This is a genomic window from Streptomyces cacaoi, from assembly GCF_006539165.1.
In the GTDB taxonomy this organism is placed as follows: Bacteria; Actinomycetota; Actinomycetes; order Streptomycetales; family Streptomycetaceae; genus Streptomyces; species Streptomyces cacaoi.
The window spans coordinates 1-13,845 of sequence record NZ_BJMM01000062.1 but is presented as its reverse complement, the minus strand read 5'-3'; the positions used below and the strand labels follow the sequence as shown (position 1 = coordinate 13,845).

Here is a 13,845-nt window from a genome sequence, read left to right as displayed (position 1 = left end):
TCTTGCGGTGCTCACGCGGGGGAGTCGGGGGTCAACCAGCGCACTGCGCCCGCTGCTTGAACGCCTTCTCGAAGTCGGCGTACAGCGTGTCCCCGTCCAGGAGGTTCTTCTCGCCGAACTTGCCGGCGTCGCCCTCGTCCGGGGGCGGGTACATCGCGTCCAACAGGTACTCCCGGCTGCCGCACCGGACGATCCTGGCTGTGAAGTCCTTGCCCGATGTGCTGTTGCCGTAGTTCCTCTTGAACTCCGCGACGTAGTACGGGTTCCGCGTGGTGGTGAAGGCCGCCAGGGTGGTTTCCCCGTCGGCGCGGCGCTTTTGCTGGAGCCTCTTGTTGAGCACGGTGACGCAGTTCCAGGTGTCCTCGATCGTTCCTGCGGTGCGTTGGCGGACCTGCTCGGCGGCTTCCGGTTCGGTGAAGACCTTCAGGTCGCGGAGTCGGCATACGTTCGCGGGGTCGACGTGGTCGAACTGCGAACTGGGGGCGGCGGCGGCCCGGGCCTTCTTCTGCCAGTTCTCGTCACCGCACTTGTATTTCCTGGTGAGGTGGTCGCCGACCTTGGTGGCGATGTGCGTCATGCGTTCGCGAGTCGAGGTGTCGCTCCAGTGGTCTTCCTGGCGGCCGTACAGGTCGACGCGCAACTGGACGTCGGACCTGCCGGTGCGGAACGGCTTGCGGCAGGCTTTTGGCAGGATGATCTGCGCAGAGGGGTATTCGGGCTTGTCCGGAACCCCCGTCCAGCCTGTGATGCCTTGCGGCATGGGAGCCACAGAGTTGTACTCCGCGCGAAAATGCAGCCCGTGTTTCCCCCAAGGTGCATTTTCGAGGGACTTGCTCACGGAAATGCTGGCCAGGTGTGCATGGCTCTGGAACAGGGTGCAATCCGGGAAGTTCTGCTTCTTGTATCCGGTGTAGTCGGTCCGTGGCGAATCGAGCGCGGAATACTCTTCCCCGCGCCACGCGCTGATCCGGCCGACATCGCGAGGCGTCAACCGGCCCCAGCAGAAGCTCTTCGGCTCATCCGGGTCGTGTCCGGAGGCGAGGAGCAGCGCTGCGGTGAGCGCTGCGGCGAGGGCGACCGCGAGTGCGCCGAGGACGATCGGCTTCTTGGCGAACAGGGTCTTTCCGGGTATGAGCGGCACTGGTTCCCAGGGTGAGTCGGTGCGGTCCGGCGGGTTTCCGGGCGGTGGGCCGGCTTCTTCGCCACCCGGGAATGAGATCGCAGGGGGAGTGCCGGTCGCAACCCCGCAGCCGTCTGGCCAGTGCAAACGGTTCTGTGGCGGCTCGCGCGCCCGAGCGCGGGGGCGGAGCCGGCGCCTCTGTGACAACAGAGAAGGAAGGCCGATCCGTGGCACACCGATGTCGGCTTCCGCGAACTTTCCTTAGATTTCCGGGAGTACGGTCGCGAGCGGTGTCGGACCTTCGCGAACCGTCCGCCTCAACGAAGGAGTGGGTGCCGTCGTGGGACAGCTCGACAACAGGATCGCTCTCGTCACCGGTGGCAGCAGCGGAATCGGCCTGGCCACCGCACGGCGTTTCGTCGACGAGGGCGCGCTGGTCTATCTCACCGGCCGCCGGGAGGCGGAGTTGAACGCGGCTGCCGAGTCGATCGGGGAGCGGGCCGTGGCCGTTCCGGGCGATGTCGCCGATCTCGCGTCGCTGGACGCGCTCTTCGCGACGATCCGGGAGCGCAGCGGTCGCCTCGACGTGGTCTTCGCCAATGCCGGCGGCGGTGGGTTGGCGCCGCTCGCCAGGACCACCGAGAAGGACTTCGACCGCGCCTTCGACATCAACGTGAAGGGCGTGCTGTTCACGGTCCAGAAGGCGCTTCCGCTGCTGCCGGACGGCGCCTCGGTGATTCTGAACTGCTCGACCAACGCCGGGCGCGGCGTGCGGAACATGGGCGTCTACAACGCCACCAAGGCAGCCGTGCGCAGTCTTGCCCGTACCTGGGCCGCGGAGCTGGCGTCGCGCGGTATCCGGGTCAACGCCGTCAGCCCCGGCCCCATCGAGACCCCGGCCGTGGACAGTCTGGCCGGCGACGAGCCGCGTGCACAGCGGAAGTTCCGGGACGGCCTCGTGGAGTCCATTCCCATGCGGCGCATCGGGCGGGCGGACGAGGTCGCGGCCATGCTGCTGTTCCTCGCGACGGATCAGTCCAGCTTCACCACCGGGTCCGAGCTGTTCGTGGACGGGGGCGTCAACCAGATCTGAGGGCGGGGCCGCCGTTCCGTTGCCCGGACGGCGCCGGACGGCGCCTCGTCACGCCTCAGCGTCCTGAGCCCCGCCGGGCCGCGGCGTCCGGAGGCTCGTCACGCCTCAGCGTGGTGCGCGGATGAGGTGGTCCGCCGGGGTGTTGACCGGGCACGGGGTGCCGGTGAGGTCCAGGACGAACAGCGCCAGGGACAGCTCCTCGGCGCGGTAGCGGGCCTCCCGGGTGTAACCGGCGAGGGAGAAGCAGACGGGCACGGCCGAGTCGTTGAGGCCGTTGAGCCAGAGGGTCTCGATCTCGCGCAGGGCGGTGGGGGCCGTCGAGGGGTCGACATGGGCGACGACTCCGGGGCCGCGCAGGTCGATTCCGGAGGCGGGTATGCGCGCGGTGACCTGGATGCCGGTGAAGCCGAGCCAGCGCAGGTACTGGGCGGCGGCGGTCTTGGCGTCCTGCGCGGTGCGTATGGTCACGGGTTCGAAGGCGGGGCGGGGGATGGGCGTGGGAGCGGCGGCGGGCCCCGGCCCGGAGCGGCGCCCCGAACCCCGCACGCCCTGCGGCCTCTGCCCGCTCCCGGACTCCTGCCCGCTCCTGGGCTCCTGCCCGGCCCGGGGCCCTTGCGCGTCCTGCGGCTCCTGTGCGTTCTGCGCGCTCCCGGCCCCTTGTGTGTTCTGCGACTCCTGCCCCCCGCCCGGGCGTCGGGCGGCGTCCGGTTCGTCCTCCGTGGGCCGTGCGGTGCGCGGTTCGGCAGAAGGTCCGGCGGTGTCGGGGTCGGCGTCGACGGGTCCGGCGGTGACCGGGTCCGGGTCAAGGGGGTCGGCGGGTGCGTTCCCGGTGGGCCGGGGGTGGTCCGTGTGCGGGCCGGGGAGGGCGTCCGGGTCGGTGGGGGTGCCGTGTTCCGGGGTGGCGCGGGCCTCGCCGGAATCGGTGCGGGCCACGGGGACGCGGAGTAACGTGCCGCAGGGGCAGCCGAGTTCGGGCTGCGGCCATTCCTGGACGGCGCCGCAGGAGGCACAGCGTACGGGCACCCACGAGCCGGCCCAGGTGCGGTGGTGTATCCGGGCGGGCGCTGCGGAGTCCTGTACGGGCAGGGTGAGGGGCACGCCGCAGCCGCAGGGGTAGACGGGCGCCGTGTACGCGTGCTCACGTCGGCAGAAGGGGCAGCGCACGAGCACAGTCAAAGCCATCGGTTCGGCTCCCGCGGTTCGGACGGGCGATCGAGCTGTACCCCATCGTCCCCGAGACGGGCCCGTTGGCGAAGAGCCGGTGGACAGCTCGTTGCGGGTCTTGCGGGTCGTGCAGGTTCCGCGGGTCGTGCGGGTTCCCGGGCGGTGCGCGCGGACCGCGGTCGGCGGGTGGTCGGGCCGAGGAGGGGACCAAGTGGCCCGGCCTGGTGGGTGGTTCGCACGGCGCGGGGCCCGGGCACGGGTTGCCCCCGTGCGGAAACGGCCACCCCTCATCACACCGACCGTTTCCGCACGGGGGGCGCGCGACCGGGAGACCTCCCAATCGTCCCGGCGCGCCGTCCGTGGTGCGCGGCCCGCGCGGGGCCGCGCGGTGCTCAGCCCTCGCGCAGCTCGCGCACGGCCTCTTCGACGCGCTTGCCGTACTCGGGGTCGGCGGCGGCGAAGTGGGCGATGTTCTTCTCGACGACGTCCTCGCGGGAGACCTGCGAGAGGCCGCCGGCGATGTTGGCGACCAGGCGCTTCTTCTCCTCCTCGGACATCAGCCGGTACAGCTCGCCGGCCTGGAAGAAGTCGTCGTCCTTGGTGTGCGCGGGCGCCTCGTGGGTGCCGGTCCAGCCGGCGACGGGGCGCGGCGCCGACAGCGGTGCGCCGGTCTCGGCGGGGCCGTCGTAGGAGTTGGGCTCGTAGTTCTTGGCGTGGCGGTCGTAGGCGTTGGACGCCATGAGACCGTCGCGGCCGTAGTTGCGCGCGGTGGTGTTCTTCGGCGCGTTGACGGCCAGCTGGGTGTGGTTGACGCCGAGCCGGTAGCGGTGGGCGTCGGCGTAGGCGAACAGCCGGCCCTGGAGCATCTTGTCGGGGGAGGGGCCGATGCCGGGCACGAAGTTGTTCGGGGAGAAGGCGGACTGCTCGACCTCGGCGAAGACGTTGTCCGGGTTGCGGTCGAGGACGAGCCGGCCGACGCGCTGGAGCGGGTAGTCCTTGTGCGGCCACACCTTCGTCAGGTCGAAGGGGTTGAAGCGGTAGTCGGCGGCCTCGTCGGCGGGCATGATCTGCACGTACAGCGTCCAGGACGGGTAGACGCCGCGTTCGATGGACTGGAGCAGGTCGGTCTGGTGGCTGTTGGGGTCCTTGCCGGAGACCTCGGCGGCCTGCTCGCTGCTCATGCAGCGGATGCCCTGGTTGGTCTTGAAGTGGTACTTGACGAAGAAGACCTCGCCGTCGGCGTTCGTCCACTGGTAGGTGTGCGAGCCGTAGCCGTTCATGTGGCGGTAGGAGGCGGGGATGCCGCGGTCGCCCATCAGCCAGGTGACCTGGTGGGTGGCCTCGGGGGAGTGGGCCCAGAAGTCCCAGACGTTGTCGGGCTCCTGCTTGCCGGTGAACGGGTCGCGCTTCTGGGAGTGGATGAAGTCGGGGAACTTCAGCGGGTCCTTGATGAAGAAGACGGGGGTGTTGTTCCCGACGAGGTCGTAGTTGCCCTGCTCGGTGTAGAACTTGAGGGCGAAGCCGCGGGGGTCGCGGGCCGCGTCGGGGCCGCCCAGGTTGTCGGCGACGGTCGAGAACCGGATGAAGGTCTCGGTGCGGCGGCCGATCTCGCCGAGGAAGTGGGCGCTGGTCCAGCCGGTGACGTCGTCGGTCACCTCGAAGTACCCGTAGGCGCCGGAGCCGCGGGCGTGCACGACGCGCTCGGGGATGCGCTCGCGGTTGAACCGTGCGAGCTTCTCCAGCAGGTGCTGGTCCTGGAGGAGGAGAGGGCCACCGATGCCGGCGGAGGCGGAGTTCTGGTTGTCGGCGACCGGGGCGCCGGACTCGGTCGTGAGGATGGGCTTCGACATCGCTTGGTGGTGACCTTCCTGCGAGACGCGTGCGGAATTCACTTTCCGCATGCTGGAGCGTAAGGGTGCCCTCCGGCACCGTCAACACTTTGTTGAAGCTTGGCTGTTGCTCGGAACGCGGGCCCCGTCCGGCCCGCGGGGGCAGGGCGGCACGGGTGCCGGAGCGCAGGTGTGCGGCGCTCCGGCACCCGCCCTGGCGGGCCGCGCGTGCGGCCCCCGCGCGCGGTTCCCACGGGTGACGGAAACCGGGCAGGTCGCCTCCGTCAGCCACTCGCGCGCGGAGCGGGACGCGGTGCGGAGTGCCGCACCGCGGTGGCGTCACGCCAGCGGCACCGTCGCGGTGGGCGCGTGCTCGGCGCTGGCCGCCAGCTCCTCGAACTCGTTGACCTGGCCGATGTCGGCCCCCGCCATCGAGATGTTGGTGACGCGTTCGAGGATGGCCTCCACGACGACCGGCACCCGCAGGTCGGCCGCCATCTTCTTGGCCTCCTCGAAGGCCGGCAGCAGCGCCTCGGGCTCGGTGACCCGCAGCGCCTTGCAGCCCAGCCCCTCGACGACCTTCACGTGGTCGACGCCGTAGGCGCCGATCTCCGGCGTGTTGATGTTCTCGAACTCCAGATTGACCTGGAAGTCCATGTCGAAGTTGCGCTGCGCCTGCCGGATGAGACCGAGATAGGAGTTGTTGACCAGCACGTGCACATACGGGATGCGGTGCTGGGCGCCGACCGCCAACTCCTCGATCATGAACTGGAAGTCGTAGTCCCCCGAGAGCGCGACGACGCTGCCCTCCGGGTCGGCCTTGGCCACACCGAGCGCCGCCGGCACCGTCCAGCCCAGCGGGCCCGCCTGGCCGCAGTTGATCCAGTTGCCCGCGCGGTAGACGTGCAGGAACTGGGCGCCGGCGATCTGGGAGAGGCCGATGGTGGAGACGTAGCGGGTCTCCGGGCCGAAGGCGCGGTTCATCTCCTCGTAGACGCGCTGCGGCTTGAGCGGCACGTTGTCGAAGTGGGTGCGCCGCTGGAGCTGCGACTTGCGCTCCCGCACCGAGGCCGCCCACTTGGCGCGGTCGGGCAGCGTGCCCGCCGCCGCGCGCTCGCGTGCGATCTCGACGAACAGGGTGAGCGCGGCGTGCGCGTCGGAGACGATGCCGTAGTCCGGCGGGAAGATCTTGCCGATCTGGGTCGGCTCGATGTCGACGTGCACGAACGTACGGCCCGCCCGGTAGGTGTCCAGCGAGCCCGTGTGCCGGTTGGCCCAGCGGTTGCCGATGCCCAGGACGAAGTCCGACTCCAGGAACGTCGCGTTGCCGTACCGGTGCGAGGTCTGCAACCCGACCATGCCGGCGTGCAGTTCGTGGTCGTCGCCGATCGCGCCCCAGCCCATCAGAGTCGGTACGACGGGGACGCCGGTCAGCTCGGCGAACTCCACCAGCAGTCCGGCCGCGTCGGCGGTGACGATGCCGCCGCCCGCCACGATCAGCGGCCGTTCGGACGCCACCAGCATGTCGAACGCCTTCTCCGCCTGCTTGCGGGTGGCCTTCGGCCGGTGCGGGACCAGCGGCTCGTAGGTGTCCGGGTCGAACTCGATCTCCGTCATCTGCACATCGATCGGCAGATCGATCAGCACGGGCCCGGGGCGGCCGGACCGCATCAGATGGAACGCCTCCTGGAAGACGCCCGGGACCTGCGCGGCCTCCTTGACGGTGGTCGCCTTCTTGGTGACGGGGGCGGCGATGGAGGCGATGTCGACGGCCTGGAAGTCCTCCTTCTCGATCACCGCCACCGGGGCCTGCCCCGTGATGCACAGGATCGGGATCGAGTCGCCGATGGCCGAGTACAGCCCGGTGATCATGTCGGTACCGGCCGGGCCCGAGGTGCCGATGCACACCCCGATGTTGCCGGGCTTCGCGCGGGTGTAGCCCTCGGCCATGTGCGAGGCACCCTCGACGTGGCGGGCGAGCGTGTGCTCGATGCCGCCGCCGGCGCGCAGCGCCGCGTAGAACGGGTTGATCGCCGCGCCCGGTACGCCGAACGCGGTGTCCACACCCTCGCGCTTGAGGATCTCAACTGCCGCACGGGCAGCGGTCATACGGGCCATCGCAACTCTCCTGGTTCGGTGGCAGGTGGGTTCCGGGCGGCGGCGCCTGGGCGCGACAGGACAGTGTCGACGCCGCCGCCCGGAGTCTGGACGGGCCGTGCCGGGCCCCGGCCGGACCGCGTGGGCCCGGCACGGCCGGCGGCCGGCCCGGTCGGGCCCGCGGTGGCGCTCACCGGGGGCCCGGGCGGCCTCAGTTGGGGCCGTCGGCGTCCTCGCCGGACAGCCGCTTGACGCCGCGCAGCAGCGCGGAGTGGTCGAGCCCGCCGTCGCCCTGCTGGCGCAGCGCGGCGACCAGCTGGGCCACCAGCGCACCGGTCGGCACGGCGGCGCCGACCGTGCGGGCCGCGTCGGTGACGATGCCCATGTCCTTGTGGTGCAGGTCGATCTTGAAGCCGGGCTGGTAGTTGCCGGCCAGGATCGACTCCTTCTTGCGGGTCAGCACCGTCGAGCCGGCCAGGCCGCCGTTGAGGACGTCGAGCGCGGCGGGCAGGTCCACACCGGACTTCTGGAGGAAGACGACGGCCTCGGAGACGGCCTGGATGTTGACGGCGACGATGAGCTGGTTGGCGGCCTTCACCGTCTGGCCGGAGCCGGCCGGGCCGCACAGCACGATCGTCTTGCCGAGGACCTCCAGGATCGGCTTGGCCGCGTCGAAGTCGTCCTGCTCGCCACCGACCATGATCGACAGCGAGCCCTCGACGGCGCCGGGCTCGCCGCCGGAGACGGGCGCGTCCAGGGCCCTGAGCCCCTTGGCCCGCGCCGCCTCGGCGACCTGGACGGAGGTCTGCGGGGTGATCGAGGACATGTCGACGACGAGGCCGCCGGACTCCAGGTGGTCCAGGACGCCGCCCTCGGCGAGAACGACCTCCTCGACCTGCGGGGAGGCCGGAACCATCGTGATCACCACATTGCCGGCGGCGGACGCCTCGGCGACCGAACCGGCGGCCTTGCCGCCGTCCTTGACGAGCGCGTCGACGCGCGCCGCGTCCCGGTCGTAGGCGGTGACCTCGTAGCCCGCCTTGAGCAGGTTGCGGGCCATGGGCAGGCCCATGATGCCGAGGCCGATGAAGCCGATGCGGGTGGTGTCGGGGGTGTAGCTCATGACTGCCTTTCCGCTGAGGGGTCGGGATGGGGACCGGGGTGGGACACCGCCGTGCCGTTACTTCTTCAGCCACCCGAAGGAGGCCGCGCTGCCGTTGTCGCCCGGCTTGTGCTCCAGGCCGATCCAGCCGTCGTAGCCGGCCTTCGCGAGGCGGCCCAGCAGGTCGTCGAAGTCCAGCTCGCCGGTGCCGGGGGCGCCCCGGCCGGGGTTGTCGGCGATCTGCACGTGCGCGGTCTTCGGGGTGTACGCGTCGATGACCTCGTGGAGGTCCTCGCCGTTCATGGACAGGTGGTAGAGGTCCATCAGGAAGCGCGCGTTGTCGAGCCCGGACGCCTTGTTGACGGCGTCGACGACCTCGATGGCGCGGGGGGCGCTGACGATCGGGCACTTCGGCGACTCGGGTGCGTTGAGCGCCTCGACGAGCAGCACGGCGCCCGCGTCGTCGGCCGCGCGCGCCGCCAGCGTGAGGTTCTCCAGCGCGAGCGCGTCCTGCTCGGCGTCGGAGGCGTCCTCGACGCGGTTGCCGTACAGCGCGTTGAGCGCCGTGCAGCCGACGGACTTGGCGAAGCCGGCGGCAACGGCGAGGTTGTCGCGGAACTTCTCCGACTCCTCACCCGGGATGGACAGCGCGCCCCGGTCGGGCCCGGGCAGCTGTCCCGCGTAGAAGTTCAGTCCGGTCAGCTGCACCCCGGCGTCCTCCAACGCGCCGCGCAGCGCGTCCAGTTCGGACTGCTCGGGGACGGGAGCGTCGACCCAGGGCCACCACAGCTCCAGCGCGTCGAAGCCGGCGGCGGCGACCGCGGCCGGGCGCTCCAGCAGGGGCAGCTCGGTGAAGAGGATCGAGGCGTTGACGGTGAACCGGTGCGGGGAGGCCACTGCGACCGCACTCCCTTCCGTGGTGGGTGACGAGGGGTCGGAGAAGGTGCTGAAAGTGCTGAGGATCCGAGGGGATTCCCGGGCCGACGAGGGCCGGGGTTGTCCCCGGGCCGACGGGGGCCCGGGTGCGCGGGTGAAGCTCCGAGGATGTTTTCCGTAATGTGGAACTCGTATTCTGCGCACTGGAAGACTGCTACCGATTCCCGGAGCCTGTCAAGGCCCGTCGAGAGGGAATCCCCGCGACGAGCCGGTGCCCGGCCACCTGCGGAACCTCCGGACCTCCGCCACTGGCACTCGGTGCCAACTCCCGTACGCCCGCCCGCAGTTCGGGCCCTCCGTCCGTCGCTGCCGCCCGTCGGCCACCGCCGCCGGGAAAACGGCCGGTGACGACCGCACAACAACTGCGCACCGCCGGCCGGGAACGCGCGCAAAGATGTGAGGGTGTCGGCCATGAAGCCACGCAGCCTGCTGTCCGCCCTCGCCCTCGGCGCCGTCTGTGCCGTGCTCGCCCCGCTCACCGGGTGCGGAACCGAGCAGCGGGGAGACGGGCCCGAGTCCTCCCCGAACGGCAAGGGGGCGACCGCGGTGCCGCAGGCCCCCGGCGCGAGCCGTGCGCCGGCCCGGGGCAAGGGCTCCAAGGACCCCGACGACCTCAACGGCGACGGCTACCGCGACCTGCTCGTGCCGGTCCCCTCCGGCGACACCGAACAGCCCGGCGGCGAACGGCGGCTCGCCGTCGTCCACGGCTCGGCCAAGGGCCTCGACCCCACGGTGCGCACGTTCTGGGACCGGCGCAGCCTGGGCCTGCCCGCGGACGACAAGGCGGCGGGCTCCCGTGGGACCCCGCTCGTCGAGCCGGGCGGCCGTATCCGCACCGTCACCGCCGACCTGGACGGCGACGGTTTCCCCGACGCCGTCACCCCGGTGTTCGGCGAGCAGGTCGAGGACGGCGACACCATCGCGCCCCGCGGCATCCCCTACATCACCTGGGGCTCGCCCGAGGGCCCGCAGGGCAAGGGCGGGGCGACCCCGCTGCGGCTGCCGGCCGGTGCGGCCCGGCAGGGTCTGGACTCCCTCGTCCGGGGCGACTTCGACGGCGACGGCCACCACGACCTCGCCGGATTCGCCAAGAACCGGTCGTCCCTGGTGGTGCTCTACGGGCCCGTCTCACGCCAGGGCGTACCCGCGCGCACCGACACCTCGCTGCCGTGGTCGGACGGCACGCCCGTCGCCGACGCCCTCGACCCCTCCGGGAAGTCCCGCGCCACCTCGCTCCTCGTCGACGAGACGAGCGACGGCGAGCAGACCGGCAACACTCTCTACCGGGCACGCCCCGGCACCCCGCTGTCCGGACCCGGCGAGAAACTGCGGCGCGGGAACGCGCACGCCTTCGGCGACTTCGACGGGGACGGCAAGCGGGACGTGGCCGTCGGCGACGACGGGAGCCGCAACGACGAGCCCGGGTACGGGACGGAACCGGCCGGTGTGGGCGGCACGTTCACCGTCCACCCCGGCGACGGCGGGCGGCCCGTCCGCCACCGGCTGCCGAAGGTGCCGCGGGGCGCCGGCACCGACTACGGGCCGGGCGGCTACGTGGCAGCCGACCCGGACGGCGACGGCCGCGACGGCCTCCTCGTCGCCACCTACCAGGGCGCCACCTTCTTCGACTTCCCCGACTCCCGCGACGGCGCCCGCCGCACCCGGATCCTGCGGCAGGGACCGGCGACGGCGAACGGCGAGAAGACGCCCGCGAAGTGGCGGCACGCGCGGCCCGCCGGAGCCGGGGACTTCGACGGCGACGGCACGGACGAACTCGTCCTCGACTGGGGCGCCGGAGTGCTGTTCGGCCTCTACGGGGAGCACCCCACGCACTGGTGGATCACCCGCGGCACCGGCACCCGCGACCGGACGAGGTTCGCCACCACGGGGGACTTCGCGCCCGGCGGCTGAGCGCGGCCGGGACCGCGACCCCGCCGCGGAGCGCCGCCCGGCGAGGCGGCCGTCACCGCTTGCGGGCGACCCCCGCCCACATGCTGACGAGCGCGTCCGCCCGCTCACCCGGGTCGGGGACGTTGACGAGCACGGGGGAGTCCGGCTCCGGGTGCCACCTGTGCGGGACCTCGATGCCGGGCTCGAACAGCTCCAGGCCGTCGAAGAACCTGGCGAACTCCGCGCGCGGGCGCACCTGCGCGCTGCCGCTCTCGGCGCGGTAGACCTCCATGGCCTCCTCCCACTCGTCCGGCGCGAAGTCCGGTGTGCACTGGGAGAGGACGACGAAGGAGCCGGGCGCGAGCGCGTCGACGAGATGGCGGACGATGCCGTGCGCGTCCATCTCGTCGGTGATGTAGTGCAGCAGCCCCACCAGACAGAGCGCGACGGGCGCGCTCATGTCGAGCGTCTCGTGCAGCTCGGGCGCGTCCAGGATGCCCTGCGGCTCGGTGACGTCGGCCTCGACGTAGACGGTGCGGCCCTCGGGCGTCCCGCTCAGCAGGGCCCGGGCGTGCGAGAGGACGATCGGGTCGTTGTCGGCGTAGACGACGCGTGCCGCCGGGACCTGGGCCTGCACCACCTCGTGCAGATTCGGGCTGGTGGGGATGCCGGTGCCGATGTCCAGGAACTGGTGGACGCCGTGGTCGGCGACGAAGCGGGCGGCCCGGTGCATGAACGCGCGGTTGGCGTGTGCGGCGTGCCGGAAGCCGGGGAAGGCCGCCAGGAGTTTCTCGGCGACCTCGCGGTCGGGCGGGAAGTTGGTTTGGCCGCCGAGGAAGTAGTCGTAGATCCGGGCACTGTGGTGGCGGTCGAGCCCCAGATCCCGCTCGGCCGGCTCCTGGCGCGTGGTGCGGCCCGTCCCGCCGTCGCTCCCGTTCATGTGGCCCCTCCCGTTGCCTGCGACGTTCTCAGGGGAGCAGCCTATACACGCCGACGGCCCCGGGACGCCCACGTGCCGGGCGTTCAACTCCCCGGCCTGGAGGGCGGGTTGCCGACCGCGGCCGTCCGCCCCGGGCCGCGCGGGTCCGTCGACCGGTGGTACGAAATGGTCGGCATATTCTCCGGGCGCCTGTACCCGGACCGAGTGCCGGTGTCACACTGATGCCACCGCTCAGTCACCCACGGGAGTCGCAATGCCCGCCATGATGCAGCCGATCGGTGATCCGTCGCGCGGACCCGGCAGCGAGCCGCTGCCCGGCCCGACAGCGCTGCGGATCATCCTGGGCGTGCGGCTGCGCAGGCTGCGGCAGGAGCGCGACATCACCCGCGAGGACGCCGGGCGGGCCATCCGCGGCTCCCATGCGAAGATCACGCGGCTGGAGCGCGGGCAGGTCGGCGCCAAGGAGCGGGACCTGCGCGATCTGCTCACGCTGTACGGGGTGCACGACCCGGACAAGCGCGCCGAGTTCTTCGAGATGGCCCGGCACGCCAACTCGGCCGGCTGGTGGCACCGGTACAGCGACGTCGTCGAGGAGTGGTTCGAACTGCACCTCGGCCTCGAAGAGGCGGCGTCGATGATCCGCACCTACGAGGTGCAGTTCCTGCCGGGCCTGCTCCAGACCGAGGACTACGCGTACGCCGTCAGCAAGCTCGGCTATCCGAACACCGAGGCACGCAAGATCGCCCGGCTCGTCGAACTGCGCATGATGCGCCAGCAGATGGTGCTGGACCGCGAGGAGCCGCCCCGGCTGTGGGCGGTCGTCGACGAGGCCGTGGTGCGGCGGCCGTTCGGCGGTACCGAGGTGATGCGCGCCCAGCTGGAGCATCTGCTGACGATGGCGGAGCGGCCCGAGATCACCCTTCAGGTGGCGCCGTTCGCGGTGAGCAGCGCCGCGGTCGGCTCGCCGGTGACGATCCTGCGGTTCGCCGACCCGGATCTGCCGGACAAGGTCTACATGGAGCATCTGACCAGCGCCGTCTATCTCGACAAGCAGGAAGAGATCGACCAGTACACGTTGATCATGGACAGGCTCTCCGCCGAGGCGTACCCGCCCGCCAGGAGCGTCGAGTTCCTGCGCACGCTCCACGCCGAACTGGGCTGAGCCGGCCCGGCGCCGGCCGGTACCGGCCGGGTGGCGGTCCGCCGCCGTCGCTACTGTGGGGGCCATGAGGCGATTGCGAGTGGAGTTCACGACCGAGCCGTTCGATCTGGACGAGGCTCCCGAGCACGCGGTCGTGGCCCGCGAGGTGGTCCAGGCCGCCGGGATGGACACGGTGGACGTGGGCCCGTTCGGCAACACGGCCGAGGGGCCCGCCGACGCCGTGCTGACCGCTGTCGACGCGCTGCTGCGCAGATCGCTGGAGTCCGGAGCCACCCGGGTCTCCCTCCAGGTCAACGTGCTCGGGGAGGACGAGGACTGATGGGCGACGAGCGTGGGCGCGCGTCCGAGGACCATCCGTTCGTCGTCGCGGTCAAGCCGCTGGTCGACGCGATGGGCGGGGAGATGGTCGCGCCGGGCGAGGCACAGGGCGACGACGTGGTGCTGGCCTGGCAGGGCGAGGACGTCGTCGCTGTGCGGTTGCCGCATCTGTCCGACTCGTTGGACCACATACT

General features: G+C 71.6%; 11 protein-coding genes and 1 pseudogene. 5 read left to right on the top strand and 7 right to left on the bottom strand.

Annotated features, from left to right (window positions below; genetic code table 11):
* Window positions 1-31: 31 nt before the first annotated feature.
* The gene (locus SCA03_RS31235) at window positions 32-1,141 is read right to left on the bottom strand and encodes a hypothetical protein (protein ID WP_086815361.1); all 1,110 of its coding nucleotides are present in this window, start codon (window positions 1,139-1,141) and stop codon (window positions 32-34) included.
* A 319-nt stretch (window positions 1,142-1,460) separates the two neighbouring features.
* Between SCA03_RS31235 and SCA03_RS31230 the strand changes: the two genes are divergently transcribed.
* A complete protein-coding gene (locus tag SCA03_RS31230) occupies window positions 1,461-2,213 on the top strand; it encodes an SDR family oxidoreductase (RefSeq protein ID WP_030893916.1) in 753 nt (250 codons plus the stop codon).
* A gap of 105 nt (window positions 2,214-2,318) precedes the next feature.
* Here the strand turns inward: SCA03_RS31230 and SCA03_RS37080 are convergent, their stop codons facing one another.
* From SCA03_RS37080 to SCA03_RS31205, 5 genes are all read right to left on the bottom strand, one after another.
* Window positions 2,319-3,395, bottom strand: coding sequence for a hypothetical protein (locus SCA03_RS37080; RefSeq protein ID WP_308698463.1), 1,077 nt, complete (start codon window positions 3,393-3,395; stop codon window positions 2,319-2,321).
* 374 nt (window positions 3,396-3,769) lie between these two features.
* Window positions 3,770-5,227, bottom strand: coding sequence for a catalase (locus SCA03_RS31220; protein ID WP_086815205.1), 1,458 nt, complete (start codon window positions 5,225-5,227; stop codon window positions 3,770-3,772).
* Between the two features lie 318 nt (window positions 5,228-5,545).
* Complete coding sequence (gcl, locus tag SCA03_RS31215) at window positions 5,546-7,324, bottom strand: glyoxylate carboligase (protein ID WP_170297878.1); 1,779 nt, start codon at window positions 7,322-7,324, stop codon at window positions 5,546-5,548.
* A 190-nt stretch (window positions 7,325-7,514) separates the two neighbouring features.
* Complete coding sequence (locus tag SCA03_RS31210) at window positions 7,515-8,426, bottom strand: 2-hydroxy-3-oxopropionate reductase (protein ID WP_030886044.1); 912 nt, start codon at window positions 8,424-8,426, stop codon at window positions 7,515-7,517.
* A gap of 57 nt (window positions 8,427-8,483) precedes the next feature.
* Entirely contained in the window at window positions 8,484-9,302 is an 819-nt protein-coding gene (locus tag SCA03_RS31205) for a TIM barrel protein (protein WP_086815204.1), read from the bottom strand.
* A gap of 450 nt (window positions 9,303-9,752) precedes the next feature.
* On the opposite strand from SCA03_RS31205, the gene SCA03_RS31200 reads away from it, so the two are divergent.
* Window positions 9,753-11,252, top strand: a complete 1,500-nt coding sequence (locus SCA03_RS31200; protein ID WP_030893929.1) for a hypothetical protein — start codon at window positions 9,753-9,755, stop codon at window positions 11,250-11,252.
* Between the two features lie 52 nt (window positions 11,253-11,304).
* On the opposite strand, the gene SCA03_RS31195 is transcribed toward SCA03_RS31200, so the two are convergent.
* Window positions 11,305-12,171: an SAM-dependent methyltransferase gene (locus tag SCA03_RS31195; protein ID WP_030886035.1), complete on the bottom strand. Its 867-nt coding sequence runs from the start codon at window positions 12,169-12,171 to the stop codon at window positions 11,305-11,307.
* A gap of 253 nt (window positions 12,172-12,424) precedes the next feature.
* Here SCA03_RS31195 and SCA03_RS31190 point away from each other — a divergent pair, with 253 nt between their 5' ends.
* The 3 genes and pseudogenes from SCA03_RS31190 to SCA03_RS31180 all read left to right on the top strand — a co-directional run.
* The gene (locus tag SCA03_RS31190; protein WP_030886033.1) at window positions 12,425-13,333 is read left to right on the top strand and encodes a Sco1979 family transcriptional regulator; all 909 of its coding nucleotides are present in this window, start codon (window positions 12,425-12,427) and stop codon (window positions 13,331-13,333) included.
* A 64-nt stretch (window positions 13,334-13,397) separates the two neighbouring features.
* Window positions 13,398-13,652 (top strand): YkoF family thiamine-binding protein, encoded by a 255-nt coding sequence (locus SCA03_RS31185; RefSeq protein ID WP_078873728.1) that lies wholly within the window; start codon window positions 13,398-13,400, stop codon window positions 13,650-13,652.
* A pseudogene (locus SCA03_RS31180) lies at window positions 13,652-13,845 on the top strand (helix-turn-helix domain-containing protein); the annotation flags it as partial. The gene SCA03_RS31185 and the pseudogene SCA03_RS31180, both read left to right, overlap by 1 nt.

Bases quoted from the DNA above. Each gene is read 5' to 3' on its own strand.
- SCA03_RS37080 (WP_308698463.1), bottom strand. From the start codon at position 3,395: ATGGCTTTGACTGTGCTCGTGCGCTGCCCCTTCTGCCGACGTGAGCAC.
- SCA03_RS31220 (WP_086815205.1), bottom strand. From the start codon at position 5,227: ATGTCGAAGCCCATCCTCACGACCGAGTCCGGCGCCCCGGTCGCCGAC.
- gcl (WP_170297878.1), bottom strand. From the start codon at position 7,324: ATGGCCCGTATGACCGCTGCCCGTGCGGCAGTTGAGATCCTCAAGCGC.
- SCA03_RS31210 (WP_030886044.1), bottom strand. From the start codon at position 8,426: ATGAGCTACACCCCCGACACCACCCGCATCGGCTTCATCGGCCTCGGC.
- SCA03_RS31200 (WP_030893929.1), top strand. From the start codon at position 9,753: ATGAAGCCACGCAGCCTGCTGTCCGCCCTCGCCCTCGGCGCCGTCTGT.
- SCA03_RS31195 (WP_030886035.1), bottom strand. From the start codon at position 12,171: ATGAACGGGAGCGACGGCGGGACGGGCCGCACCACGCGCCAGGAGCCG.
- SCA03_RS31190 (WP_030886033.1), top strand. From the start codon at position 12,425: ATGCCCGCCATGATGCAGCCGATCGGTGATCCGTCGCGCGGACCCGGC.
- SCA03_RS31185 (WP_078873728.1), top strand. From the start codon at position 13,398: ATGAGGCGATTGCGAGTGGAGTTCACGACCGAGCCGTTCGATCTGGAC.